22 protein-coding genes and 2 tRNA genes are annotated in these 21706 nt (G+C 41.9%); all 24 read left to right on the top strand.

All coding sequences use genetic code 11. The annotated features are described in order from the left end of the window. The first annotated feature begins 47 nt into the window (after window positions 1–47). The 24 genes from yabG to spoIIE all read left to right on the top strand — a co-directional run bounded on the left by yabG (window position 48) and on the right by spoIIE (window position 21637). Window positions 48–932, top strand: coding sequence for a sporulation peptidase YabG (gene yabG, locus IEE86_RS17520; protein ID WP_191098318.1), 885 nt, complete (start codon window positions 48–50; stop codon window positions 930–932). Window positions 933–1144: 212 nt separating this feature from the next. Then, the gene (gene veg, locus IEE86_RS17515; RefSeq protein ID WP_003217979.1) at window positions 1145–1402 is read left to right on the top strand and encodes a biofilm formation stimulator Veg; all 258 of its coding nucleotides are present in this window, start codon (window positions 1145–1147) and stop codon (window positions 1400–1402) included. Window positions 1403–1565: 163 nt separating this feature from the next. Continuing rightward, entirely contained in the window at window positions 1566–1751 is a 186-nt protein-coding gene (locus IEE86_RS17510) for a small, acid-soluble spore protein, alpha/beta type (protein WP_012008653.1), read from the top strand. Window positions 1752–1897: 146 nt separating this feature from the next. After that, window positions 1898–2767, top strand: a complete 870-nt coding sequence (gene ispE, locus IEE86_RS17505; RefSeq protein ID WP_191098336.1) for a 4-(cytidine 5'-diphospho)-2-C-methyl-D-erythritol kinase — start codon at window positions 1898–1900, stop codon at window positions 2765–2767. Window positions 2768–2822: 55 nt separating this feature from the next. After that, complete coding sequence (gene purR / locus IEE86_RS17500) at window positions 2823–3656, top strand: pur operon repressor (protein ID WP_024425638.1); 834 nt, start codon at window positions 2823–2825, stop codon at window positions 3654–3656. A 38-nt stretch (window positions 3657–3694) separates the two neighbouring features. Then, window positions 3695–4072, top strand: a complete 378-nt coding sequence (ridA, locus tag IEE86_RS17495; RefSeq protein ID WP_191098317.1) for a 2-iminobutanoate/2-iminopropanoate deaminase — start codon at window positions 3695–3697, stop codon at window positions 4070–4072. Window positions 4073–4297: 225 nt separating this feature from the next. Beyond that, the gene (spoVG, locus tag IEE86_RS17490) at window positions 4298–4594 is read left to right on the top strand and encodes a septation regulator SpoVG (RefSeq protein ID WP_111292670.1); all 297 of its coding nucleotides are present in this window, start codon (window positions 4298–4300) and stop codon (window positions 4592–4594) included. A gap of 196 nt (window positions 4595–4790) precedes the next feature. After that, a complete protein-coding gene (gene glmU / locus IEE86_RS17485; protein WP_191098316.1) occupies window positions 4791–6161 on the top strand; it encodes a bifunctional UDP-N-acetylglucosamine diphosphorylase/glucosamine-1-phosphate N-acetyltransferase GlmU in 1371 nt (456 codons plus the stop codon). A gap of 22 nt (window positions 6162–6183) precedes the next feature. Beyond that, complete coding sequence (locus IEE86_RS17480; RefSeq protein ID WP_191098315.1) at window positions 6184–7137, top strand: ribose-phosphate diphosphokinase; 954 nt, start codon at window positions 6184–6186, stop codon at window positions 7135–7137. A 138-nt stretch (window positions 7138–7275) separates the two neighbouring features. Next, a complete protein-coding gene (locus IEE86_RS17475; protein WP_191098314.1) occupies window positions 7276–7902 on the top strand; it encodes a 50S ribosomal protein L25/general stress protein Ctc in 627 nt (208 codons plus the stop codon). A 140-nt stretch (window positions 7903–8042) separates the two neighbouring features. Beyond that, a complete protein-coding gene (gene pth / locus IEE86_RS17470; RefSeq protein ID WP_034324477.1) occupies window positions 8043–8609 on the top strand; it encodes an aminoacyl-tRNA hydrolase in 567 nt (188 codons plus the stop codon). 55 nt (window positions 8610–8664) lie between these two features. Beyond that, complete coding sequence (locus IEE86_RS17465; RefSeq protein WP_003217967.1) at window positions 8665–8895, top strand: anti-sigma-F factor Fin; 231 nt, start codon at window positions 8665–8667, stop codon at window positions 8893–8895. A 67-nt stretch (window positions 8896–8962) separates the two neighbouring features. Continuing rightward, the gene (mfd, locus tag IEE86_RS17460; RefSeq protein ID WP_191098313.1) at window positions 8963–12496 is read left to right on the top strand and encodes a transcription-repair coupling factor; all 3534 of its coding nucleotides are present in this window, start codon (window positions 8963–8965) and stop codon (window positions 12494–12496) included. A 139-nt stretch (window positions 12497–12635) separates the two neighbouring features. Further along, window positions 12636–13172: a stage V sporulation protein T gene (gene spoVT / locus IEE86_RS17455; protein ID WP_034284159.1), complete on the top strand. Its 537-nt coding sequence runs from the start codon at window positions 12636–12638 to the stop codon at window positions 13170–13172. A gap of 199 nt (window positions 13173–13371) precedes the next feature. After that, window positions 13372–14976 (top strand): putative polysaccharide biosynthesis protein, encoded by a 1605-nt coding sequence (locus IEE86_RS17450; protein WP_191098312.1) that lies wholly within the window; start codon window positions 13372–13374, stop codon window positions 14974–14976. Next, window positions 14966–16456, top strand: a complete 1491-nt coding sequence (gene yabN, locus IEE86_RS17445; protein ID WP_191098311.1) for a bifunctional methyltransferase/pyrophosphohydrolase YabN — start codon at window positions 14966–14968, stop codon at window positions 16454–16456. Before IEE86_RS17450 ends, yabN begins: the two co-directional genes overlap by 11 nt. Beyond that, a complete protein-coding gene (locus tag IEE86_RS17440; protein WP_008341839.1) occupies window positions 16453–16713 on the top strand; it encodes an RNA-binding S4 domain-containing protein in 261 nt (86 codons plus the stop codon). Before yabN ends, IEE86_RS17440 begins: the two co-directional genes overlap by 4 nt. 74 nt (window positions 16714–16787) lie before the next feature. Further along, the gene (gene yabP, locus IEE86_RS17435) at window positions 16788–17096 is read left to right on the top strand and encodes a sporulation protein YabP (protein WP_191098310.1); all 309 of its coding nucleotides are present in this window, start codon (window positions 16788–16790) and stop codon (window positions 17094–17096) included. After that, window positions 17093–17731 carry a spore cortex biosynthesis protein YabQ gene (gene yabQ / locus IEE86_RS17430; protein WP_191098309.1) on the top strand — a complete coding sequence of 213 codons (639 nt, stop codon included), beginning with the start codon at window positions 17093–17095 and terminating at the stop codon, window positions 17729–17731. Before yabP ends, yabQ begins: the two co-directional genes overlap by 4 nt. Before the next feature lie 18 nt (window positions 17732–17749). Then, the gene (locus IEE86_RS17425) at window positions 17750–18124 is read left to right on the top strand and encodes an FtsB family cell division protein (protein ID WP_034324461.1); all 375 of its coding nucleotides are present in this window, start codon (window positions 17750–17752) and stop codon (window positions 18122–18124) included. Window positions 18125–18206: 82 nt separating this feature from the next. Then, on the top strand, window positions 18207–18602 hold the full coding sequence (locus IEE86_RS17420; protein ID WP_008357409.1) for a S1 domain-containing RNA-binding protein: 396 nt from the start codon (window positions 18207–18209) through the stop codon (window positions 18600–18602). 177 nt (window positions 18603–18779) lie between these two features. Beyond that, a tRNA-Met gene (locus IEE86_RS17415) sits at window positions 18780–18853 on the top strand. A gap of 25 nt (window positions 18854–18878) precedes the next feature. Then, a tRNA-Glu gene (locus IEE86_RS17410) sits at window positions 18879–18950 on the top strand. A 203-nt stretch (window positions 18951–19153) separates the two neighbouring features. Beyond that, complete coding sequence (spoIIE, locus tag IEE86_RS17405; protein ID WP_191098308.1) at window positions 19154–21637, top strand: stage II sporulation protein E; 2484 nt, start codon at window positions 19154–19156, stop codon at window positions 21635–21637. The last annotated feature ends 69 nt before the right edge of the window (window positions 21638–21706 follow it).

The following is a 21706-nucleotide window of genomic DNA, read 5'->3' as shown; positions in this document are numbered from 1 at the left end:
GCAAGACGATATCAACAGGATATGAGCCTGATTGTGGAGTGAAAAGCATGCAATTTCAAATAGGAGATATGGTGACGAGGGCATCCTATCAAATGGATATTATGTTTCGTATCATTCGAATTGATGAGACAGATCAGCACGAAGCCACTGCCATATTGCATGGGAATGAAGTGAGGCTGATTGCTGATGCAAAGATGTCAGACTTGGTCTTGATTCAAAAAGAGGAGCAGCTGACAAGAGAGAAGGACGACGAACGAAAAATTAACGAATCGCTCGACTTGCTCAGGCAGGATTATCAGCTGCTACGTGAAAAACAAGAATATTATACTTCTGGACAATATCAGCACCAGGAGCAGTATTTTCACATGCCTGGAAAGGTTCTTCATTTAGATGGAGATGCTTCCTACTTAAAGAAATGCTTAGACGTATATGAACGAATTGGTGTGCCTGTCTATGGCGTGCATTGCCATGAGAAGAAAATGCCAAGCATGATTGATTCTTTAATCGATCAATATCGACCTGATATTTTGGTCATCACAGGACATGATGCGTATTCTAAGCAAAAAGGCGGTGTACATGATATCGGTGCCTATCGCCATTCTCGTCATTTTGTTGAAACGGTTCAAAAGGCAAGAAGGAAAATTCCGCATTTAGATCAACTTGTGATCTTTGCAGGTGCCTGTCAATCTCATTTTGAATCATTGATCCAAGCAGGTGCCAATTTTGCAAGCTCACCTTCTCGTGTCAACATCCATGCGCTCGACCCCGTCTATATTGTTGCGAAGATCAGCTTCACTCCATTTGTAGATCGAATCAACGTGTGGGATGTGCTCCGGAATACATTAACAAGAGAAAAGGGTCTCGGAGGAATCGAAACGAAGGGTGTTTTAAGGATAGGTATGCCATATAAAAGAGACCATGAATCGACATAACCCGACTGATTTCAGTCTGGTTTTTTTATATTTAAAAAGAAATGTCAGACGGATACATAATTCACGGGAATTTGAGAAAAATAGGGAGAAGAAAAGGTAGAAGTTTGTCAAAATTATTTTGTTGACAATGGCTCGTGTTCGTTGATATAATTTAATTTTTATTTGACAAAAACGGGTCGTTGTTGTATAATTATCTCAGTGAGGTGGATGCAATGGCGAAGACTTTGTCCGACATCAAAAGATCGCTTGATGGTAACTTAGGTAAACGTTTGACGTTAAAGGCTAACGGGGGCCGCCGTAAAACAATTGAGCGTTCGGGCATTTTAGCTGAAACGTACCCTTCTGTATTTGTGATTCAATTAGATCAAGATGAGAATTCGTTTGAAAGAGTTTCTTACAGTTATGCAGATATACTGACTGAGACGGTCGAATTAACGTTCGATGATACCGCTAGCTCAGTCGCCTATTAATGGGCAGTGAACTTCTTGTTTACTGCTTTTTGTTTTGCCTTTTTTTCTGTATGGGAGCCTGTCCATTATTTGAAAGGGGTAAAAGAAAGAATTCGATACAAAATAAGAAAGCCACAAAAGCAGTGGCATTGATTCGAATTCTCGACTAAAGGGGCTGTTTCGTTTGGGTAGACGCCGAGGCATTATGTCAGATGAGTTCAAATACGAGCTGGCGAAGGATCTTGGATTTTATGATACCGTCAAAAATGGAGGCTGGGGAGAGATTCGCGCACGTGACGCAGGTAATATGGTCAAACGTGCCATTGAATTAGCTCAACAGCACATGGCTCAGGATGAGAATCAACGATAGATAAATGGTCAGGGATACCTAGGGTGTCTCTGGCTTTTTTTGTTCGAAAAGTCAGTGTGCTAGGCGCAAAAGCCAATATTCATCAGATCCATCAAATGTGATACAATATTGATACTTATGTTTAGATGGAGAAGTAGGTGAAATGTTTGCGTATTTTAGAAAAAGCACCGGCAAAAATTAATCTTTCACTTGATGTTCATGGAAAAAGACCGGATGGATATCACGAAGTGGAGATGGTGATGACAACAATAGACCTTGCAGATCGACTAGAGCTGACGGAGCTGGACAAAGATGAAATCCGTGTATCATCTCATAATCGATTTGTGCCAGATGATCAGCGTAACTTAGCTTATCAGGCGGCTAAATTACTAAAAACAAGGTTTGGTATTCAAAAGGGCGTATCAATTGTCATCACAAAAGCAATTCCTGTCGCAGCAGGTTTAGCTGGAGGTAGCAGTGATGCCGCAGCAGCGCTTCGCGGCTTAAATCGTTTGTGGGAGTTAAATCTCACGTTAGATGAACTAGCTGAGCTTGGAGCGGAGATTGGCTCAGATGTCTCTTTCTGTGTACACGGAGGGACAGCGCTAGCGACAGGACGCGGAGAGAAGCTGAAGCATATTGCGACACCTCCGCATTGCTGGGTGATTTTAGCGAAGCCGGTGATTGGGGTATCTACAGCTGAGGTCTACAGACAATACGACGCAAGCAAAGTAGAACACCCAAATGTACAGCGTATGATAGAAGCAATTGAAGCGAAAGATTATAAAGAGATGTGCGGGTCACTCGGTAACGTTCTGGAGTCTGTGACATTAAAGATGTATCCAGAAGTAGATATGATTAAGAGGCAAATGAAGCGATTCGGTGCAGATGCCGTTTTAATGAGCGGAAGCGGCCCAACTGTATTTGGCTTGATTCAATATGAATCGAAGGTACAAAGAATATATAACGGACTGAGAGGATTTTGTGATCAAGTATACGCTGTCCGCATGATCGGCGAACAAAATGCCCTTGATTAAATCCGTATATTAAGTTATATTATTCATAAATTATTCGGGTTCTGGGGGTAAGTTCATGAAGTTTCGTCGAAGCGGCAGATTGGTGGACTTAACAAATTATTTGTTAGCCCACCCGCACGTATTAGTTCCGTTAACATTTTTTGCAGAGCGATATCAATCTGCGAAGTCCTCCATTAGTGAAGACTTAACGATTATTAAACAGACCTTCGAACAGCAGGGCATAGGCACATTACTGACTGTCCCTGGAGCTGCTGGCGGAGTGAAATATATTCCAAAGATTCACCTGAAAGAAGCAGACGATGTCGTAAACGATATCGGAGAGGCTTTATCGACTCCTGAACGTGTACTTCCTGGCGGTTACTTATATTTAACCGATGTTCTCGGCAATCCATCGATTCTTGCAAAAATCGGTAAGCTTTTTGCAACCATCTTTGCGGACCGTGCGATTGATGTTGTCATGACCGTTGCAACGAAAGGTATTCCAATTGCCTATTCTGTTGCAGGTTATTTAAATGTACCTGTTGTGATTGTTAGAAAAGACAATAAGGTAACTGAGGGATCAACTGTTAGTATTAATTATGCGTCAGGCTCTTCTAACCGAATTCAAACCATGTCACTTGCAAAGCGCAGCTTAGATAAAGGGTCCAATGTTCTGATCATTGATGACTTTATGAAAGCGGGCGGAACCATTAATGGCATGATGAATTTGCTTGAGGAATTTAACGCAAATGTTGCAGGGATCGGTGTTCTTTTAGAAGATGAGGGCGTAGATGAACGTCTTGTCGATGAATATGTATCGCTTTTAAAGCTGTCAACCATTGATATGAAGCAGAAGATCATCGAGATCAATGAAGGCAATTTCCACGAGTTTTTTCATTCGAAAGCTTAAGTTTTGATCAAACATGTATTTGAATGGGAGAGATTGATATGACAAAAGTTGTTCAAACCAAAAACGCACCAGCAGCCATTGGACCTTACTCTCAAGGAATTATTGTCAATAACATGTTTTACAGCTCAGGCCAAATTCCATTAACGCCAGCTGGAAATTTCGTAAACGGAGACATTAAAGAACAAACACATCAAGTATTTCGTAATCTTGAGGCTGTACTTGAAGCAGCAGGCGCTTCATTTGAAACTGTCGTGAAGGCCACTGTTTTCATTAAGGATATGGACCAATTCGCTGAAGTGAATGAAGTCTATGGTGAGTATTTCCATACTCATAAGCCAGCACGTTCATGTGTAGAAGTAGCAAGACTTCCAAAGGATGCGCTTGTAGAAATTGAAGTTGTTGCATTAGTGAAATAAACAGACAGTCTTAATGAAAGCCGTTTGGTATCATCATATGCAGGAAAAGGCATCATCATGATGTCTTTTTTTCACGCAACAGATGTAAGCGTCGCCATTAAAATGACAAAAAATGTATAAATATCCCGATATTTCAAAAAAAGTTTAAAAAAAGAGCAGGAGAATCACCACGATCGTTGAATACCTAAGTAATGCTTTTATATTGGGAAAAGGTGGTGAACTACTGTGGAAGTTACTGACGTAAGATTACGCCGCGTGAATACCGATGGTCGCATGAGGGCGATTGCATCCATCACGCTGGACCACGAATTTGTTGTTCATGATATTCGTGTGATTGATGGAAACAATGGGTTGTTTGTTGCAATGCCTAGCAAACGCACGCCTGATGGAGAGTTTCGCGATATTGCACATCCAATTAATTCAAGCACTCGGGGTAAAATCCAAGATGCTGTTTTAAATGAATATCATCGCTTAGGCGAAGAGGAAGAAACAGTTGAATATGAAGAAGCTGGAGCTTCTTAATCATATGTAACCTAAAAGACAGCTTTAAGAGAAAATGAATGTTTTCTTTTAAATGCTGTCTTTTTTGCGTTTTTTCTCTTGTTTCTTATATGCTTCATCCATTAGAAAATTATTGTACTTCCCCTTGTATCCTTGAAATCAGTCCTTATTTAGGATATATTTTTCTATGGATAATAGGGATATTGGAGGCCAATCAATGGATAAGCGGTTCGCAGTGATTTTAGCAGCGGGAAAAGGAACGAGAATGAAGTCAAAGCTATACAAAGTACTTCATCCAGTTTGCGGAAAGCCAATGGTCGAGCATGTGGCAGATGAAGCGCTAAAGCTTTCTTTAGCCAAACTTGTGACGATTGTCGGTCATGGAGCAGAGGACGTCAAAGAGCAGCTTGGAGAAAGAAGTGAATATGCACTTCAAGAAGAACAGCTGGGAACAGCCCATGCCGTCAAACAAGCAAAGTCGTTCCTTGCGCAGGAAAAGGGAACAACCATTGTCATTTGTGGAGATACGCCATTATTGACAGCGGAAACAATGGAAGCCATGTTAAGTGAGCATCAAAAACTTCAAGCGAAAGTCACAATTTTAACAGCACGTGCGGATGATCCAACAGGCTATGGCCGTATTATTCGTGACGAAACAGGTGCTGTTGTGAAGATTGTAGAGCATAAAGATGCGAATGATGCAGAACGTCAAGTGAATGAAATTAATACAGGGACCTATTGCTTTTCAAATGAAGATCTCTTCCGTGTGATTGAGCAAGTGTCGAATGAAAATGCACAGGGTGAATATTATTTGCCAGATGTCATTGAAATTTTAAAGAATGAAGGTCAAACAGTTGCAGCTTATCAAACACCGCATTTTGAAGAAACACTTGGAGTAAATGATCGTATTGCTCTATCACAAGCAGAGCAATTCATGAAGCGACGTATTAATCATCAGCATATGAAGAATGGTGTGACCTTGATTGATCCTGAGAACACGTACATCTCGCCAGATGCTGTCATCGGTGAAGATACAATCATTTATCCTGGAACGGTCATCAAAGGGAATGTAAAAATTGGTGCAGACGCCACTATTGGGCCGAACACTGAAATTGTTGATAGCCTTATCGGAGATCGAACAGTGATTAAGCAATCTGTCGTCTGCGATAGTGAGGTTGGAGTCGATGTGACAATGGGGCCGTTTGCTCATATTCGCCCGTTGTCGAAAATTGGCAATGAAGTGAAGATCGGAAATTTTGTCGAAATCAAAAAAACGGTTTTCGGTGACCGCAGCAAAGCATCTCACCTAAGCTATATTGGAGATGCAGAAGTCGGAACGGATGTAAACCTTGGCTGTGGATCAATTACAGTCAACTATGATGGGAAGAACAAATTCTTAACAAAGATTGAAGACGGCGCCTTTATTGGCTGTAATTCCAATCTCGTTGCACCAGTCACTGTTGGAAAAGGGGCATATGTTGCAGCCGGTTCAACGGTTACAGAAGATGTGCCGCAGGATGCATTGTCTATTGCTAGAGCAAGGCAAGTCAATAAAGAAGATTATGTGAAAAATATTCATAAAAAATAATCCAAATACCCGGAGGTTTACCATGTCTAATCGTTATGCTGATGCGAATTTAAAGATATTCTCTTTGAATTCAAACCCTGAACTTGCTAAAGAAATTGCCGATCGTATCGGAGTTGATGTAGGAAAGAGCTCTGTTAAACGTTTTAGTGACGGTGAAGTCCAAATCAATATTGAAGAAAGTATTCGCGGCTGTGATTGTTATGTCATTCAATCAACAAGTGCGCCAGTTAATGAGCACATTATGGAGCTTCTCATTATGGTTGATGCGCTAAAACGTGCTTCTGCGAAAACTGTCAACATTGTGATCCCTTACTACGGATATGCACGTCAAGATCGTAAGGCAAAACCTCGTGAGCCAATCACTGCGAAGCTTTTTGCCAACTTACTTGAAACAGCTGGTGCTACACGTGTGATTGCACTTGATCTACATGCGCCGCAAATCCAAGGTTTCTTTGATATTCCAATCGATAACTTAATGGCTGTGCCAATTTTAACAAATTATTTCGAACAGAAAAACTTAAATGATATCGTCGTTGTGTCTCCTGACCACGGTGGTGTGACACGCGCGCGTAAAATGGCAGACCGCCTGAAAGCGCCAATCGCAATTATCGACAAACGTCGTCCAAAGCCAAATGTTGCTGAAGTGATGAACATCATTGGGAACATTGAAGGCAAAACGGCAATTCTGATTGATGATATCATTGATACAGCTGGTACCATTACACTTGCAGCAAATGCGCTTGTCGAAAATGGAGCAGCTGAAGTATATGCTTGCTGTACGCACCCAGTATTGTCTGGACCAGCAGTAGAACGCATCACAAACTCTAAAATCAAAGAATTGGTTGTCACTAACAGTATTCACTTAACAGATGACAAGAAAGTTGATAAATTTATTCCACTTTCAGTTGGGCCTTTGCTTGCAGAAGCCATCATCCGTGTACATGAAGAAGAATCTGTGAGCTACCTTTTTAGCTAATTCTTTTATTGAAAAAGGCCCTAGGCATCAGCTTAGGGCCTTTTTGCTTTCATCAATCACAGTCAAACATGTTTAAAATGATTCGGTTATGGGTAATTATGAGAGTAGTGACAAAAAAGAAATAGGATGGTGCTGAATATGGCAACTTTAAAAGCAAATAAAAGAACTGATTTCAAACGTTCCACACTGCAAAAAATCCGTCATTCAGGACACGTTCCTGGTGTCATTTACGGAAAAAATACAGACAACCTGGCTGTTTCATTAGACAGCATTGATTTATTAAAGACCTTACGTGATGAAGGGAAGAATACAATCATCACATTAGATGTGAGCGGTGAAAAAAAATCTGTGATGGTCACAGAATTACAAACAGATCCGCTGAAAAATGAGCTGGTCCACGCTGATTTCCAAGTGGTCGACTTACAGCGAGAAATTGAAGCAGATGTACCTGTACAGCTGATTGGTGAGTCTAAAGGGGTAAAAGATGGCGGTGTGCTTCAGCAGCCACTATTTGAACTATCTGTTACAGCAAAACCGAAGGATATCCCGCAACATATTGAAGCTGACATTACAAACTTAGAAGTGAATGATGTACTAACAGTCGGTGATTTATCTGTTCAGTCATCTTATCAAATTAATAATGATCCAGAAGAAGTCGTTGCATCCATTCTGCCGCCTCAGCAATCCGAGGTTCCTGAGCCAAATAGCGAAGAGGAAACACAAGAACCTGAAGCTATTAAAGAAAAGGATAACGATGGCGAATAACGAATCATTTAGAGACGTAACCCTCCCGCGGTTACGTCTTTTGTGCTAGAATGAAAAGAATTCATACGTTTTTGCATGAGGCAATCCTATTGGCTCATTTTTTAGGCGTGTGCATTGTGATAAAGGAGGTTATCGGTTTCATGATTGCATTCGTTGGATTGGGTAATCCAGGACGAGAATACGAAAAAACAAGACATAATGTCGGTTTTATGACAATAGATGAATTATCAAAAAAATGGGACATCCCATTAAATCAATCAAAATTCCATGGACAATTTGGAACTGGGTTTGTTTCAGGACAAAAGGTTCTACTTGTTAAGCCGCTTACATATATGAACTTATCAGGAGAATGCGTGCGTCCACTTTTGGATTACTATGATATTCCCCTTGAACATTTAAAAGTCATCTATGATGATCTTGATTTACCAACTGGCCGGATTCGTCTGCGCACAAAGGGAAGTGCAGGAGGACATAATGGGATTAAGTCGTTGATCCAGCATTTAGGTTCACCAGAATTTGACCGTTTCCGTATCGGGATTGGCCGCCCGCAAAATGGCATGAAGGTCGTCGATTACGTACTAGGACGCTTCTCAGAAGAGGAACAGCCTGACATCGCGTCAGCTATTCAAGCGTCTGTTGAAGCTTGTGAGGCGGCTTTAACAAAGCCATTTTTAGAAGTGATGAATGATTTCAATAAGAAGGTATAAGAATCATATGCAAGGCACATACTGATCATAAAATCTCAGCATGGGAGGATCACGTATGGCTTTGCATTATTACTGCCGGCACTGTGGTGTAAAGGTTGGCAGTCTAGATGAATCCGCTGTTCAAAGTGAAGCGCTTGGATTTCATCACTTAACAAATGAGGAAAGAAACGATATGATTTCTTATAGGGAAAATGGTGATTTACATGTACAAACCATTTGTGAAGATTGCCAAGAGGCGCTTGAAAGAAATCCTGATTACCATCAGTATCATACTTTTATTCAATAAAAAGCTTTGGTGTAGATATTAGACCAAAGCGTTTTTCTGTTTGAAACAAGCAGGGAGGAGGAGCCAAATGAAAAACATACAATCATTTATCAAACAAAGTGACGATTTTCAGTCCATTTTGAATGGACTAAAAGAAGGGTTAAAAGAACAACTACTTGCCGGACTATCAGGCTCCGTCAGATCTTTATTTACAGCCGCCATATCAGACGAGCTAAAGCGGCCGATGTTTATTGTGACCCACAATTTGTATCAAGCGCAGAAGGTCACAGATGATCTAGCAAATGTGATGCCAGATCGCTCGGTCCTTCTTTATCCTGTCAATGAACTCATTGCATCAGAGATTGCTGTGGCAAGTCCAGAGCTTAGAGCCCAGCGTCTAGATGTCCTGAATCGACTAGCGAATGGAGAAAACCCCATTATCGTTACCCCGGCAGCTGCGGTGCGCAGAATGCTTCCGCCAGTCGAGCTCTGGAAGGAGAGTCAGATCCATTTAAAGCTAGGTGAAGAAATTGATTTGGAGGCGTTTTCAAAACAACTCGTGCAAATCGGTTATGACCGGACGTCTATGGTTGCTGCGCCCGGAGATTTTAGTGTGCGCGGAGGGATCATCGACATTTATGCGTTAACAGAAGATCATCCGATTCGTATTGAATTGTTTGATACAGAAGTAGACTCGATTCGGACCTTCCACTCTGACACGCAGCGTTCACTAGAAACGCTTCAAGAGATCAAGATAGGCCCGGCAAAAGAACTGATTGTGAGAGGCCCTGAACGAGTGAGAGCCATTGAACAGCTTGACCAAGGACTTGCGAAGAGCTTAAAGAAATTCAATTCAGACCAGCAAAAAGAGCTGCTGCATCAACATATTTCTGCTGATCGAGAGAAGCTGTTAGAAGGCATCGTAACACAGGAAATGACGAAGTACCTGTCCTATTTCTATGAAAAGCCTGCTAGTTTGCTAGATTACACCTCACAGGATGCGATTATTATTTTAGATGAAATCAGTAGAATTCAGGAGATGGAAGAACAGCTTGAGCAGGAAGAAGCTGATTGGACAATTAGTCTGCTTGAAGAAGGTAATATTCTTCATGATCTATCTCTTTCCTTCTCGTTCCAAGAACTGATCAATCAGCAATCAAGGTCCATTCTCTACTACTCCTTATTCTTGAGACATGTCCAGCAGACAAACCCGCAAAACATCGTCAATGTATCTAGTAAGCAAATGCAGAATTTCCATGGACAGATGAATGTACTTGCGAGTGAAATTGAACGCTACAAAAAACAACAATACACGGTTGTTTTTTTAGGTGCAGATGAAGAGCGAACAGAAAAGCTTTCGTCTGTCTTACACGATTATGACATTGAAGCCGCTCTTGCCAAACCGGATGCTGATCTTGTAAGCGGGCAAGTGTATATTTTACAAGGTGAGCTGCAAACAGGCTTTGAACTGCCATTGTCGAAAATTGCTGTGATCACAGAAGGTGAGCTCTTCAAGAAACGTGTGAAGAAGCAGGCCCGTAAGCAAAAGCTGACAAACGCAGAGCGAATCAAGAGCTATTCAGAGCTTCAAGTCGGTGATTATGTGGTGCACATTAACCACGGAATCGGGAAGTATTTAGGAATCGAAACGCTTGAGATCGGCGGCATTCATAAAGATTATTTAAATATTCATTATCAAGGAAGCGACAAGCTTTATGTACCGGTTGAACAAATTGATCAGGTGCAGAAATACGTAGGATCAGAAGGAAAAGAACCCAAGCTGTACAAACTAGGCGGCAGTGATTGGAAACGCGTGAAGAAAAAAGTGGAATCTTCTGTTCAGGACATTGCAGATGATCTCATTAAGCTGTATGCAGAACGTGAGGCAAGCAAAGGGTATGCCTTCTCGCCTGATCATGAGATGCAGCGCCAGTTTGAATCGGCGTTCCCTTACCAGGAAACAGACGACCAAATTCGTTCTATTCATGAAATCAAACAAGACATGGAGCGGGAACGTCCGATGGATCGCCTGCTTTGTGGCGATGTGGGATATGGAAAAACAGAGGTGGCTATTCGTGCGGCCTTCAAAGCGATTGCTGACGGAAAGCAGGTTGCACTGCTTGTCCCGACAACGATTTTAGCGCAGCAACATTTTGACACGATTATGGAACGATTCCAAGACTACCCTGTCAAAATCGCTCAGCTTAGCCGTTTCCGTACGCGGAAAGAAACAACTGAAACGTTAAAAGGGCTGAAGAACGGAACCATTGATATGGTCATTGGGACACACCGCCTCCTTTCAAAGGACATTGTCTACAAGGATTTAGGACTCCTAATCATTGACGAGGAGCAGCGTTTTGGCGTCACGCATAAAGAAAAAATTAAGCAGATGAAAGCCAATATCGATGTCCTGACATTAACGGCTACGCCAATACCGCGTACGCTTCATATGTCGATGCTTGGTGTGCGAGACTTATCCGTTATTGAAACACCGCCTGAAAACCGATTCCCTGTTCAAACCTATGTTGTCGAGTACAATGGCGCATTAGTCAGAGAAGCGATCGAGCGAGAGCTAGCACGCGGCGGGCAAGTATACTTCCTTTACAACCGTGTTGAGGATATTGAACGGAAAGCAGATGAAATCTCAATGCTTGTCCCAGACGCAAAAGTCAGCTATGCGCACGGGAAAATGAGTGAGAACGAGCTAGAATCAGTCATGATCAATTTCCTTGAAGGTGAATCTGATGTATTGGTCAGTACAACCATTATTGAAACGGGCGTCGACATTCCAAATGTGAACACACTCATTGTCCACGATGCTGATAAAATGGGGCTTTCTCAGCTGTACCAGTTAAGAGGACGAGTCGGGCGCTCGAACCGAGTTGCTTACGCTTATTTCACTTATCGAAAAGACAAAGTTCTTTCTGAAGTAGCAGAGAAGAGACTTCAAGCCATTAAAGAATTCACAGAGCTCGGATCAGGATTTAAAATTGCGATGCGTGATTTAACGATTCGAGGAGCCGGGAATTTACTTGGTGCACAGCAGCATGGATTCATTGATTCTGTCGGGTTCGACTTGTATTCTCAAATGCTGAAAGAAGCGATTGAAGAAAGAAGAGGCGACACGACAGCTCAAGAAAAATTTGAGCCGGAAATCGATCTACAAATTGATGCTTACATCCCTGACACATATATTTCTGATGGTAAGCAAAAGATCGAGATGTATAAACAGTTTAGAGCAATTGGGTCGATTGAAGAGCGAAAAGAGCTTCAGGATGAAATGATTGACCGATTCGGTGAATATCCTCAAGAGGTCGCTGATTTGTTCACTATTGCGACGATGAAGGTGTACGCTGTGCAGGAACGTGTCGAGCTAATCAAGATGGAGAAAGGCATTGTTAGACTCACCCTAGATGAGAAAGCCAGCAGTGAAATTGATGGGCAAAAATTATTTGAGCTCGGCAGTAAATATGGACGTGATATTGGCCTTGGAATGGAAGGCAGCAAGCTGATTATTTCTGTCCAAACGAAAGGCAAGAAGACCGGGGAATGGCTGGAGATCGTTCTTAGCATGTTACGAGGTCTTCAAAGTGTGAAAAAAGAAACCATTCCATCTTCATAAAATTTTGTTGGTCTCTCGTGTATATTACGTTTGATGTGACGGATACTAAACTCAGGGTCAAGTGGTGAATGTTGCATAAAGTGGACGCTTTTGTTCCATTCACCCAACACATCATCAAACGAAAGAGAGGCAGCAGTGAATGAAAGCAACTGGAATTGTACGCCGCATCGATGATCTAGGTAGAGTGGTTATTCCGAAGGAGATCCGCAGAACATTGCGCATCCGGGAAGGAGATCCACTTGAGATTTTTGTCGACCGCGATGGAGAAGTGATTTTGAAGAAGTATTCACCGATTAGTGAGCTAGGAGACTTTGCGAAGGAATATGCTGATGCATTATTCGATAGTTTGGGTCATTCCATCCTGATCTGTGATCGTGATACGTATATTGCTGTATCCGGCAGTTCGAAAAAAGAGTATTTAAACAAATCCATCAGTGATTTACTTGAACGAACAATGGATCAGCGTAATTCTGTGTTAGAGGAAAGTAAGAAAGAAATCCAACTTGTCGATGGTATTGATGATGACGTATCGTCTTATACCATTGCACCTATTGTTGCAAACGGAGATCCAATTGGCGCCGTCGTCTTATTTTCAAAGGAGCGTTCAATGGGAGAAGTGGAGCATAAAGCGGCAGAAACGGCAGCTGGCTTCTTAGCCCGTCAAATGGAACATTAGGTCTAATAATATCATTTTGATAAAACGAAAAAATGCCGATGAAATCATTTGATTTTGTCGGTGTTTTTTATATGGAATGAAACAAACAAAGGAATGTGTCGTCTACTTCTTAGAAAGAAACGGTTCTTCGGTAACGTATGATATAATGAGTGCGTTTAATTGTAGATCTATTTTTTGATTGAATATAAAGGAGTCATCCATGAAAAATGCTGTGAATCAGCCGCATTGGCTTTTCCAAGGTGCGGTAATTTTGACCATCGCAGGCTTGCTATCAAAGGTACTCAGTGCCGTTTATCGTGTCCCTTTTCAAAACATCGTAGGAGACACAGGTTTTTATATTTATCAGCAGGTTTATCCCTTTCTAGGCATTGCCATCATGCTTGGGACAACAGGGTTTCCTGTTATGGTGTCCAAGCTCCTGAGTGAGCATGGAGAAGAGAATCGACGAATCATTACAAGGGTATCCTTGGTGTATATCACTTTATTGAGTTTGGTCTTATTTCTTTGTCTTTACATAGGAGCAGGCAGGATTGCGAACCTCATGGCGGACAGCCATTTAATTCTGCTCATCCAGATGAGTGCATTTGTTTTTCTATTTCTGCCGCTCACTGTGATGCTGAGGGGTGTTTTTCAGAGTGACGGCATGATGCTCCCAACCGCTATTTCTCAATTGGTTGAGCAGCTGATGAGGGTAGGCGTTCTACTTGTTTTATCCTTCTATTTCGTGAGGCACGGCTATTCGCTTTATGAAACAGGAGCAGGTGCAGTGTTCTCCTCTATAGCGGGAAGTGCGGCCTCACTCATCCTGCTTCTTGTCATTTGGCTGACGTATCGAAAACAGTCTCCTGTCAGTATGTCAGGCAAACAGGCGACACTTCGGATAAAAGATGTTTTAAAGAGTTTGGCGTTGTATACAGTGACAATTTGTGTCAGCGGATTGCTTATTTTGTGGATGCAAATGATTGATGCCTTTCACCTCTATGCTTTGCTGCGCAGTGAGGGTCTGAGTGAAGCGGCGGCAAAGGCGGCAAAAGGTGTGTATGACCGAGGTCAGCCTTTCTTGCAGCTAGGGACGGTGTTTGCCATTAGTATCGGAACCTCTCTAGTTCCATTTTTATCGACAGCCATGAGGAAAGGGGAGCATGAAGCGATTCGGCAAAAAGTCCGTACATCGTTTAAGACAACATCAGTATTAGGAATTGGTTCAGCGGTTGGGCTGATTTGTATTCTATCGTCAGTGAATACAATGCTTTTTCGTAATGACTTAGGGACAGATGCGCTGCAAATATTCTGTATATCGATCGCATTTACGTCGATTGCGATTACGCAGACCGCTTTACTTCAGGGGCTTGGGCATACCGTGTATCCGGCTGTTGTGGTGATCTTTAGTGTGCTCGTAAAATGGGGTCTGACGCTGACGCTTGTGCCGCTATTTGGCATACACGGCGCCGCATGGTCAACTGTATGTGGCTTTCTTTCAGCAGCCGTGCTCAATGCGGTTTACTTGAAGCGGAAAGGGTGGATTTCAATGAGAGAGCTGCTCCCAGTGAAAATTCTTATATCAGCGGCCTTCATGGCCATTGTTTTAATAGGGTATCAGGCCTTGTTTTCTTGGGTCATTCCCTTTGAAAAACGTCCGTTTTCCGTTTTAGAGAGCCTGACGTCAGTTTTTATTGGTGGTTTCGCCTTTTTATATAGTATTCTTAAGCTAGAAGTATTTACGGACGAGGAATGGAGACTCATTCCATTAGGAGAAAAGATTTTATATTTTAAACAGATGAGAGGGAATAGAAATGGCAGGTAAGATTACCGTCGTCGGTCTCGGGGCAGGCGACATGGATCAGCTGACGCTCGGTGTATATAAGCAGCTGAAGCAGGCGACAGAAGTATTTATGAGAACGCAGGATCATCCGCTTACCGCAGAGCTGATGCAGGAGGTCCCATCTCTGACCTTTTTTGATGAGATATATGAAAAGCATGATCAGTTTGATTCGGTGTATCAAGAAATCACCGAAATTTTATTTGCAAAGGCTGCGGAAAAGGATATTGTGTACGCAGTACCAGGCCATCCATTTGTCGCAGAAAAGACCGTACAGCTGCTTGTCGCTCAGCAAAAAGAGCGCGGGGTTGAGGTGTCTGTCGCTGGTGGACAAAGCTTTCTAGATGCGACATTTAACTCCTTGCAGATTGACCCCATTGAGGGATTACAATTTGTTGATGCAGGGGATATGAGAGCCGATGATCTGAAATTAACCCAGCATGTCTTGATTTGTCAGGTGTATGATCAGATGACAGCTTCGAACGTGAAGCTCACGCTGATGGAGAAGCTACCTGACGATTATGAAGTCTATATTGTGACTGCCGCTGGAAGCAGTCAGGAACAGATTACCGCCGTTCCTATATTTGAACTTGATCGAGATGTGTCGATAAATAACTTAACGAGTGTTTATGTACCTCCGATTCAAGATGAACAGCTGCTTTATCAACAATTTGACACTTTCCGTGACGTCATTCGTACATTAAGAGGTCCAGGCGGCTGTCCGTGGGATCAAAAACAAACGAATGAGTCGCTCAAACCGTACTTAATTGAAGAGTGCTATGAACTGCTTGAAGCGATAGATGAAGACGACCCAGATCATATGGTGGAAGAGCTCGGAGATGTGCTGCTGCAAGTTTTACTTCACGCACAAATTGGCGAAGATGATGGCTATTTCTCAATCGATGACGTCATCCAGCATGTCACAGAAAAAATGATTCGGCGACATCCACATGTGTTTGGTGATACGAATGTCTCTGAGGCAGCAGATGTGGTTGCCAACTGGGAAAAAATCAAGCAGCAGGAGAAGCCAGAGCGGGCAGGAGAAGCATCTATTTTGCAATCTATCCCGGCGACGCTTCCAGCGTTAACAAAAGCATATAAGCTCCAAAAGAAAGCCGCTAAGGTGGGCTTCGATTGGACGGACGTAGAAGATATTTGGAACAAATACGAAGAAGAAAAGCAGGAATTCCTTGTTGAAGTGGCAGAGAAAACGGCCGAGGGTGCAACGAAGCAAATGAAAGATGAATTTGGAGATCTTTTATTTGTACTTGTCAATATTGGCAGGTTCTATCAGCTTGAGCCTGAAACAGCTCTCTCTTCCGCAAACACAAAATTCATGCGGCGCTTTCAACATATCGAACAAAAAGCAAAGGATATGGGACGTTCATTAGATGACTTAACGCTAGAGGAAATGGACGATCTATGGAATGAAGCCAAACGTATAGAAAGAGGTGAACACATATGAGACTAGATAAATTTTTAAAAGTATCTCGTTTAATTAAAAGAAGAACTTTGGCAAAAGAAGTAGCCGATCAAGGCAGAATTTCCATTAACGGAACACAGGCGAAAGCAAGCTCTGACGTGAAAGAAGGAGACGAGCTTCAAATCCGCTTTGGTCAAAAACTTGTGACTGTTCAAGTCAACGAGTTAAAGGACACGACGAAAAAAGAAGAAGCCGCTGGCATGTATACTGTGCTAAAAGAAGAAAAAACAGCAGAATAGGGCTTGTTCTAAATGATCCTCCTATCACATACAATGCAGTAACAATGCAAGTATGAGATATGGGGGATGTATAAATGAATCAATATTATAATCAACCTCAAGGCACGAAGCTGTCATCAGAAGCGGAGCACAATATCACCATGCGAAACAGAAAGCATTTAGATATTACCGGCGTCAAACAGGTAGAAAGCTTTGATAATGAAGAATTTCTACTTGAGACGGTCATGGGGGTTCTTGCGATCCGCGGAGAAAATCTGCAAATGAATAATTTAGACGTAGAAAAAGGCGTTGTGTCCATCAAAGGGCGTGTCTTTGATTTAATCTATGTAGATGAGCAGCACGGGGAGAAAGCTAAAGGATTTTTTAGCAAGCTGTTTAAATGACGCTGACAGTCCAGTTTTATACGATGCTTTCGATGGCGGCGATGGGCATCTGGCTGGGCGCATCGCTGGATACGTACAAGCTGTTTGTGAACCGGGAGAAAACAGCAAAATGGCTTCTGGCCATACATGATCTCCTTTTTTGGATCGTGCAAGGTCTCCTATTCTTTTATGTGCTGCTGCTGACAAATGAGGGAGAATTCAGGCTTTATATCTTTCTGGCCGTTGCTCTAGGTTTCTCAATGTATCAGGCATTGATGAAACAGCTATATATCAATATTCTCAAGTTTATTATGATGTGTATTTATCAGACCGTTCTCGTCCTTAAACGGCTAGTCATGTCGATCATCTTCCAGCCGATCCGTTGGATGGTCAAATTGATCATAAGTGCTATACTGTTCTTGTTCCACTCGCTTTTACGTCTTGTTCGTTTTGCGTTTCGGCTCGTGTGGAAGGTGCTATGGATTGTTTGTTATCCGCTCATCTGGTTACTCAATGTGACCATTATTCATCGGATTCCCGAAAAATGGCGAACATCCGTTAGATTGTTTTTCTCAAAAGGAGCAGGAGTTTTACAAGGGACCAAGAAATTGTCTCATACCATCAAAACGAAATGGAAACAATTCTGGACAAAGTAAGAGAGGAGGCCTTCATCCTTGAACAAGAGAAAAAGAAATATCGCACAAATTCAAAATGATTACCAAAAACAAATGGAACAGCAAGCTCAGCGCTTAAAACGCAAACGCCGTGGACTCCTAAGAAGGCTTACCGTGTTTGGTGTGATTGCGCTCATGTTTGCTGTGCTAGTGACAAGTGCTCTCTGGTCGCAATCTTCCGCATTAAAAGAAAAAGAAGAGAAAAAGGTTGCGCTAGAAAAAGAATTGAAGCAATTACAAACAAAGCAGGAAGATATTTCTGATGAGATCAAGAAGCTCAAAAGCAAGGAATACGTACTCGAACTGGCACGACGGGACTATTATATGTCCAAAAAAGGCGAAAAAATCTTTGATGTGGGCAATAAGAGCGATTAGCCTTGTTGACACTTAAAATTCAGTTTATGTATAATTGAACAAATGAGATTTTTTTATAAGTCTAAGGAGGAGCACTTTTTTTATGTCGATTGAAGTTGGCAGCAAGTTACAAGGGAAAGTTACGGGCATTACAAATTTTGGAGCTTTTGTGGAGTTGCCAGGAGGTTCAACTGGTCTCGTTCATATCAGTGAGGTAGCCGATAACTATGTAAAAGATATTAATGAGCATTTAAAAGTCGGTGAACAAGTTGAAGTGAAAGTGATTAACGTTGAAAAAGACGGTAAAATCGGCTTGTCCATTAAAAAAGCAAAAGATCGTCCTCAACAACAATCAAGACCGAGCAGAAATGATTTCCGTCCGAAGGAATCGTTTGAGCAAAAAATGAACAAATTCTTAAAAGATAGCGAAGACCGCTTAACATCTTTAAAACGAAACACGGAATCAAAACGTGGGGGGCGCGGAGCAAGAAGAGGTTAACTTGTTGCTGCTTTCTATATATTTTTACAACAAAGCATCTGCTGTTCAGCGGGTGCTTTTTTTCTTTATCAACTCGACACTTTTTGAGTTTTCGTCATTTAATTTAAAACTTTCTATTGACGGACAAGCGAATCCTTTGTATTATAGTTCTTGTGCTTCTTAGCGCATTTTCATTATGGCGGTGTAGCTCAGCTGGCTAGAGCGTACGGTTCATACCCGTGAGGTCGGGGGTTCGATCCCCTCCGCCGCTATCCTTTTAAGTAGAACATTAAGCAAGGCCCGTTGGTCAAGCGGTTAAGACACCGCCCTTTCACGGCGGTAACACGGGTTCGAATCCCGTACGGGTCATCTTTCGAGCAGCTTTCTATAGGAAAGCTGTTTTTTTGTGCTTTCGTAAAATTCTGATGAAAGACATCGACTTTCATGAAAGTATGCCTCTTTGACGAATAAAGAGTCGAACGTTTTATGGAAACGACAACTTCTTTTGACAAAATTTCTTTTTCACCTTCGCTATAATGACAAACAACGAATATCAGGTGGGGGATGAAAAGATGGAAAAACTAGAAAGAAGAACTGATTTAACAGGAGCGGGCTTTGAAAGAATCAGTGCAGGTTTGAAAAAGATGAAAAATCTGTTTCTTCATCATACGCATTCTCTTTTTTTCTATAAAGGGTTTATTTATGTTGTTCTTGGCTTTTTATTAGGACGAGCCTTTATTTTATCTGAAATTATGCCGTTTGCTTTGCCTTTCTTTGGTTCCATGCTGCTCATTAAAAGGGATAAGGCGATGCTCGCTTGTCTTGCTTTACTCGCTGGGGCGATGACCATATCACCTCAAAACGCATTATTTGTGTTTGCGTCATTGATCGTATTTCTTCTCATGTCAAAAGTTGTTTCTTACATCATCAAAGATCCAGTAAAAACATTACCAGTTGTCATTGTTCTTTCGATGCTAATCACCCGAGGTGCTTTTGTTTACCTTGAGCAAGGCGCAGTGCAAAGCTATGATTACGTCATGGCAGGCGTTGAAGCAGGACTTGCCTTCATATTGACATTAATTTTTCTTCAAAGTCTACCCATATTTACAGTCAGGAAAATCAAACACTCCTTAAAGGTCGAAGAAATCATATGTTTTATGATTTTAATTGCTTCTGTTTTAACAGGCTTAGCGGGCATTTCCTTTCAAGGAATGCAGGCGGAGCATATTTTGTCGCGTTATGTAGTGCTTACCTTTGCCTTTATTGGCGGAGCCAGTATTGGGTGTACGGTTGGTGTCGTGACAGGTTTAATTCTCGGTCTCGCCAACATTGGAAACCTGTATCAGATGAGTCTTCTTGCCTTTTCAGGCTTATTAGGCGGATTGCTAAAAGAGGGAAAGAAAGCAGGAGCAGCCATTGGTTTAATTGTGGGTTCCTTGCTCATTTCACTGTACGGGGAAGGATCAGCAGGTCTTGTGACCACGCTCTATGAATCACTCATTGCTGTTGCACTATTTCTACTCACGCCACAATCAGTGACCTCTAAGGTGGCGAAATATATACCTGGTACCGTAGAGCATGTACAGGAACAGCAGCAATATGCGCGGAAAGTACGAGATGTGACAGCAAAAAAAGTAGATCAATTCTCGAATGTATTTCATGCGCTGTCTGAGAGTTTTGCAACATTTTATGATTCCATTCCTGAAGAGAAGAAGCAGGAAGAGGATGTAGATCTTTTTTTAAGTACGATCACAGAACGATCCTGTCAAACGTGCTATAAGAAAAATAAATGCTGGGTGCAGAACTTTGATACAACCTATGAACTGATGAAACAAGTTATGCATGAGTCTGAGGAAAAAACGTATGAGCATAACCGGAAATTGAAAAAGAAATTTAGCCAGCACTGCTCAAAATCAACACATGTCGAGGAATTGATCGAGGAGGAGATTGCTTACTACAAAGCAAATCAGACCCTTAAGAAAAAGGTCCAAGACAGCAGGCGCCTTGTGGCAGAACAGCTGATGGGTGTCTCACAAGTGATGGAGGATTTTTCCCGGGAAATAAAACGGGAAAGAGAACAGCATTTTATTCAGGAAGAGCAAATGATAGAAGCGCTTCAGAACTTTGGAATTGAAATTCAACAAGTAGAAATTTATAGCTTGGAACAGGGGAATGTCGATATAGAAATGAGAATTCCATATTGCCAAGGTCATGGGGAATGTGAAAAAATTATCGCTCCAATGCTCTCTGATATTTTAGAGGAACAGATTTTAGTAAAAGCGGAACAATGTGCAGAGCATCCAACAGGCTATTGTCATGTTGTATTTGGTTCTGCAAAATCGTATCGAGTCACTACAGGCGTAGCGCATGCAGCGAAAGGTGGAGGCTTAGTATCCGGAGACAGCTATAGCATGATGGAGCTGGGTGCAGGTAAATATGCCGCAGCAATTAGTGATGGGATGGGGAATGGAGCAAGGGCTCATTTCGAAAGCAATGAAACGATTAAGCTTTTAGAAAAAATATTGGCGTCTGGTATCAACGAAAAAGTGGCAATCAAGACCATTAATAGTATTTTATCTTTACGGACGACTGATGAAATCTACTCAACATTAGATTTATCAATCATTGATTTACAGGATGCAAGCTGCAAGTTCCTAAAGATTGGTTCAACCCCTAGCTTTATTAAAAGAGGTGACCAGATAATGAAAGTGCAAGCTAGCAACCTGCCGATTGGGATTATTGATGAGTTTGACGTGGAGGTTGTAAGCGAACAGATGAAGGCAGGAGATCTGCTCATTATGATGAGCGATGGCATTTTCGAAGGGCCAAAGCATATAGAAAATCACGATTTATGGGTAAAACGGAAAATGAAAAGCTTTAAAACGGAGGATCCGCAAGAGATTGCTGATTTGTTAATGGAGGAAGTCATTCGAACAAGAGCGGGTCAAATTGACGACGATATGACGGTTGTTGTCATTAGACTCGACCACAACACGCCAAAATGGGCATCCATTCCGACTGGAACTTTCTATCTTGAGAAACAAGAGATTTCTTAAAATATCGTATAATATGAATTTCTTCTGGCGATGATGGGGGGTATAAGCATTCAGTTACAATCCCAGGAG

The sequence above is a fragment of the Bacillus crepusculi genome (genome assembly GCF_014764715.1).
Classification (GTDB): domain Bacteria; phylum Bacillota; class Bacilli; order Bacillales; family Bacillaceae; genus Bacillus.
Note: the sequence above shows the minus strand (reverse complement) of the source record. Positions and strands in the feature narration are given on the sequence as shown.

What these genes read in the sequence shown, in the direction of transcription:
- yabG (WP_191098318.1), top strand. Translation starts at nt 48, where the DNA reads ATGCAATTTCAAATAGGAGATATGGTGACGAGGGCATCCTATCAAATG.
- veg (WP_003217979.1), top strand. Translation starts at nt 1,145, where the DNA reads ATGGCGAAGACTTTGTCCGACATCAAAAGATCGCTTGATGGTAACTTA.
- purR (WP_024425638.1), top strand. Translation starts at nt 2,823, where the DNA reads ATGAAGTTTCGTCGAAGCGGCAGATTGGTGGACTTAACAAATTATTTG.
- ridA (WP_191098317.1), top strand. Translation starts at nt 3,695, where the DNA reads ATGACAAAAGTTGTTCAAACCAAAAACGCACCAGCAGCCATTGGACCT.
- glmU (WP_191098316.1), top strand. Translation starts at nt 4,791, where the DNA reads ATGGATAAGCGGTTCGCAGTGATTTTAGCAGCGGGAAAAGGAACGAGA.
- IEE86_RS17480 (WP_191098315.1), top strand. Translation starts at nt 6,184, where the DNA reads ATGTCTAATCGTTATGCTGATGCGAATTTAAAGATATTCTCTTTGAAT.
- IEE86_RS17475 (WP_191098314.1), top strand. Translation starts at nt 7,276, where the DNA reads ATGGCAACTTTAAAAGCAAATAAAAGAACTGATTTCAAACGTTCCACA.
- pth (WP_034324477.1), top strand. Translation starts at nt 8,043, where the DNA reads ATGATTGCATTCGTTGGATTGGGTAATCCAGGACGAGAATACGAAAAA.
- IEE86_RS17465 (WP_003217967.1), top strand. Translation starts at nt 8,665, where the DNA reads ATGGCTTTGCATTATTACTGCCGGCACTGTGGTGTAAAGGTTGGCAGT.
- mfd (WP_191098313.1), top strand. Translation starts at nt 8,963, where the DNA reads ATGAAAAACATACAATCATTTATCAAACAAAGTGACGATTTTCAGTCC.
- spoVT (WP_034284159.1), top strand. Translation starts at nt 12,636, where the DNA reads ATGAAAGCAACTGGAATTGTACGCCGCATCGATGATCTAGGTAGAGTG.
- IEE86_RS17450 (WP_191098312.1), top strand. Translation starts at nt 13,372, where the DNA reads ATGAAAAATGCTGTGAATCAGCCGCATTGGCTTTTCCAAGGTGCGGTA.
- yabN (WP_191098311.1), top strand. Translation starts at nt 14,966, where the DNA reads ATGGCAGGTAAGATTACCGTCGTCGGTCTCGGGGCAGGCGACATGGAT.
- IEE86_RS17440 (WP_008341839.1), top strand. Translation starts at nt 16,453, where the DNA reads ATGAGACTAGATAAATTTTTAAAAGTATCTCGTTTAATTAAAAGAAGA.
- yabP (WP_191098310.1), top strand. Translation starts at nt 16,788, where the DNA reads ATGAATCAATATTATAATCAACCTCAAGGCACGAAGCTGTCATCAGAA.
- yabQ (WP_191098309.1), top strand. Translation starts at nt 17,093, where the DNA reads ATGACGCTGACAGTCCAGTTTTATACGATGCTTTCGATGGCGGCGATG.
- IEE86_RS17420 (WP_008357409.1), top strand. Translation starts at nt 18,207, where the DNA reads ATGTCGATTGAAGTTGGCAGCAAGTTACAAGGGAAAGTTACGGGCATT.
- spoIIE (WP_191098308.1), top strand. Translation starts at nt 19,154, where the DNA reads ATGGAAAAACTAGAAAGAAGAACTGATTTAACAGGAGCGGGCTTTGAA.